This window comes from Calidifontibacillus erzurumensis (genome assembly GCF_013303125.1).
GTDB classification, from domain to species: Bacteria; Bacillota; Bacilli; order Bacillales; family Bacillaceae_J; genus Calidifontibacillus; species Calidifontibacillus erzurumensis.
This window is the reverse complement of record NZ_JABTTE010000046.1, coordinates 1-3,124: the sequence shown is the minus strand read 5'-3', so window position 1 is coordinate 3,124 and position 3,124 is coordinate 1. Positions and strand designations below refer to the sequence as shown.

The window sequence follows — 3,124 nt, the reverse complement described above, 5'->3', positions numbered from 1 at the left end:
AAAGCATTCATATTTACTGTAGGAAGTTCTTAACAGAGTAGGTTAAGTTGTTAAGGGCGCACGGTGGATGCCTTGGCACTAGGAGCCGATGAAGGACGGGACTAACACCGATATGCTTCGGGGAGCTGTAAGTAAGCATTGATCCGGAGATTTCCGAATGGGGCAACCCACTGTCCGTAATGGGGCAGTATCATTACCTGAATCCATAGGGTAATGAGGGCACACCCGGGGAACTGAAACATCTAAGTACCCGGAGGAAGAGAAAGCAAACGCGATTTCCTGAGTAGCGGCGAGCGAAACGGAAACAGCCCAAACCGCAAGGCTTGCCTTGCGGGGTTGTAGGACACTCTATACGGAGTTACAAAGGAACGGGGTAGGCGAATTGGTCTGGAAAGGCCAGCCGTAGGAGGTAACAGCCCTGTAGCTGAAACTTCGTTCCCTCCAGAGTGGATCCTGAGTACGGCGGGACACGTGAAATCCCGTCGGAAGCAGGGAGGACCATCTCCCAAGGCTAAATACTCCCTAGTGACCGATAGTGAACCAGTACCGTGAGGGAAAGGTGAAAAGCACCCCGGAAGGGGAGTGAAAGAGAACCTGAAACCGTGTGCCTACAAGTAGTTGGAGTCCATTTATGGATGACAGCGTGCCTTTTGTAGAATGAACCGGCGAGTTACGATTACGTGCAAGGTTAAGTCGAAAAGACGGAGCCGCAGCGAAAGCGAGTCTGAATAGGGCGCAACTAGTACGTGGTCGTAGACCCGAAACCAGGTGATCTACCCATGTCCAGGGTGAAGTCCAGGTAACACTGGATGGAGGCCCGAACCCACGCACGTTGAAAAGTGCGGGGATGAGGTGTGGGTAGCGGAGAAATTCCAATCGAACTTGGAGATAGCTGGTTCTCCCCGAAATAGCTTTAGGGCTAGCCTCAAGGGAAGAGTCTTGGAGGTAGAGCACTGATTGGACTAGGGGCCCCCATCGGGTTACCGAATTCACTCAAACTCCGAATGCCAAAGACTTATCCTTGGGAGTCAGACTACGAGTGATAAGGTCCGTGGTCAAAAGGGAAACAGCCCAGACCACCAGCTAAGGTCCCCAAGTGTACGTTAAGTGGCAAAGGATGTGGAGTTGCCCAGACAACCAGGATGTTGGCTTAGAAGCAGCCACCATTTAAAGAGTGCGTAATAGCTCACTGGTCGAGTGACTCTGCGCCGAAAATGTAACGGGGCTAAACGTACCACCGAAGCTGTGGAAACAGAGGTCAGATGCCAGAGGTCGGAAGTCAGAAAAGTAGTTGTTAAAAGACTTCTAATCATGACGATCTCATCGTTCAGTACGAAGAACCCGGAAAATAAATGGATTCTCTTATAGTTAAGGAGAATTCTTCCGACTTCTGATTTCTGACATCTGACTTCTGTTTGGTAGGGGAGCGTTCTAAGTGCGTCGAAGCTAGACCGGAAGGACTGGTGGAGCGCTTAGAAGTGAGAATGCCGGTGTGAGTAGCGAAAAGACAAGTGAGAATCTTGTCCATCGAAAGCCTAAGGTTTCCTGAGGAAGGCTCGTCCGCTCAGGGTTAGTCGGGACCTAAGCTGAGGCCGAAAGGCGTAGGCGATGGCCAACAGGTTGATATTCCTGTACCACCTCTCTACCGTTTGAGCGATGGAGGGACGCAGGAGGATAGGGCAAGCGCGCCGTTGGTTGTGCGCGTCCAAGCAGTTAGGCTGAGAAATAGGCAAATCCGTTTCTCGTCAAGGCTGAGCTGTGATGGCGAGGGAAATGCAGTACCGAAGTTCCTGATTCCACACTGCCAAGAAAAGCTTCTAGCGAGGTAGAAGGTGCCCGTACCGCAAACCGACACAGGTAGGCGAGGAGAGAATCCTAAGATGCGCGAGAGAACTCTCGTTAAGGAACTCGGCAAAATGACCCCGTAACTTCGGGAGAAGGGGTGCTCTGGTAGCGTGTGAAGCGCGAGAGAGCCGCAGTGAATAGGCCCAAGCGACTGTTTAGCAAAAACACAGGTCTCTGCGAAGCCGTAAGGCGAAGTATAGGGGCTGACACCTGCCCGGTGCTGGAAGGTTAAGAGGAGGGGTTATCCGTAAGGAGAAGCTCTGAATCGAAGCCCCAGTAAACGGCGGCCGTAACTATAACGGTCCTAAGGTAGCGAAATTCCTTGTCAGGTAAGTTCTGACCCGCACGAAAGGTGTAACGACTTGGGCACTGTCTCAACGAGAGACTCGGTGAAATCATAGTACCTGTGAAGATGCAGGTTACCCGCGACAGGACGGAAAGACCCCGTGGAGCTTTACTGCAGCCTGATATTGAATTTTGGTACAGCTTGTACAGGATAGGTAGGAGCCTGAGAAGCCGGAGCGCCAGCTTCGGTGGAGGCGTCGGTGGGATACTACCCTGGCTGTATTGAAATTCTAACCCGCAAGCCTCATCGGCTTGGGAGACAGTGTCAGGTGGGCAGTTTGACTGGGGCGGTCGCCTCCCAAAAGGTAACGGAGGCGCCCAAAGGTTCCCTCAGAATGGTTGGAAATCATTCGCAGAGTGTAAAGGCACAAGGGAGCTTGACTGCGAGACCTACAAGTCGAGCAGGGACGAAAGTCGGGCTTAGTGATCCGGTGGTTCCGCATGGAAGGGCCATCGCTCAACGGATAAAAGCTACCCCGGGGATAACAGGCTTATCTCCCCCAAGAGTCCACATCGACGGGGAGGTTTGGCACCTCGATGTCGGCTCATCGCATCCTGGGGCTGTAGTCGGTCCCAAGGGTTGGGCTGTTCGCCCATTAAAGCGGTACGCGAGCTGGGTTCAGAACGTCGTGAGACAGTTCGGTCCCTATCCGTCGTGGGCGTAGGAAATTTGAGAGGAGCTGTCCTTAGTACGAGAGGACCGGGATGGACGCACCGCTGGTGTACCAGTTGTCTTGCCAAAGGCATCGCTGGGTAGCTATGTGCGGAAGGGATAAGTGCTGAAAGCATCTAAGCATGAAGCCCCCCTCGAGATGAGATTTCCCATTCGCAAGAAGTAAGATCCCTCAGAGACGATGAGGTTGATAGGTCCGAGGTGGAAGCGTGGTGACACGTGGAGCTGACGGATACTAATCGATCGAGGACTTAACCTAAT

The 3,124-nt window shown here is 52.8% G+C and carries 1 rRNA gene; it reads left to right on the top strand.

Annotation, left to right across the window (positions count from 1 at the left end):
- Positions 1-40 precede the first annotated feature (40 nt).
- Positions 41-3,122, top strand: a 23S ribosomal RNA gene (locus HR057_RS16920).
- Positions 3,123-3,124 lie beyond the last annotated feature (2 nt).